Annotated in this window: 2 protein-coding genes; one reads left to right on the top strand and one right to left on the bottom strand. The window is 46.5% G+C overall.

Going from position 1 to position 314, the window contains the following annotated elements:
- On the top strand, window positions 1–150 hold a 150-nt coding region (locus tag CVN76_RS02205), incomplete at its 5' end, for a DNA translocase FtsK (RefSeq protein WP_157805472.1).
- Between the two features lie 27 nt (window positions 151–177).
- Here the strand turns inward: CVN76_RS02205 and CVN76_RS32270 are convergent.
- Entirely contained in the window at window positions 178–300 is a 123-nt protein-coding gene (locus CVN76_RS32270; RefSeq protein WP_442857536.1) for a DUF6509 family protein, read from the bottom strand.
- Between the last annotated feature and the right edge of the window lie 14 nt (window positions 301–314).

Genomic DNA, 314 nt, shown 5'->3' with positions numbered 1-314 from the left:
CTGCAGCGCCGATTCCGAATCGGCTACGCGCGGGCAGCGAGGCTGATCGATGAAATGGAAGCAAGGGGAATCGTCGGCCCTTATGAAGGCAGTAAGCCGCGGAATGTTTTGGTGTCAAAAGATGAACAGGATGAAGCACATTTATCATAAAAAAAACCGGGCAGCTGCCCGGTTTTTTTAATTATTCATCGCTTCGTCCAAATGTGTGAGGCAGAAGTCGGAAATCATCGCTTCTTCATCGTCATCCAAATCGAATTCGAGCGCGCCTTCATTCCCTTTTTCAAAAATATCATATTTAATCAGTTTGCCTGCTT

The organism is Bacillus sp. mrc49 (assembly GCF_002803435.1).
The sequence above is the reverse complement of the archived record's forward strand: the minus strand, read 5'-3'. Positions and strand labels throughout refer to the sequence as shown.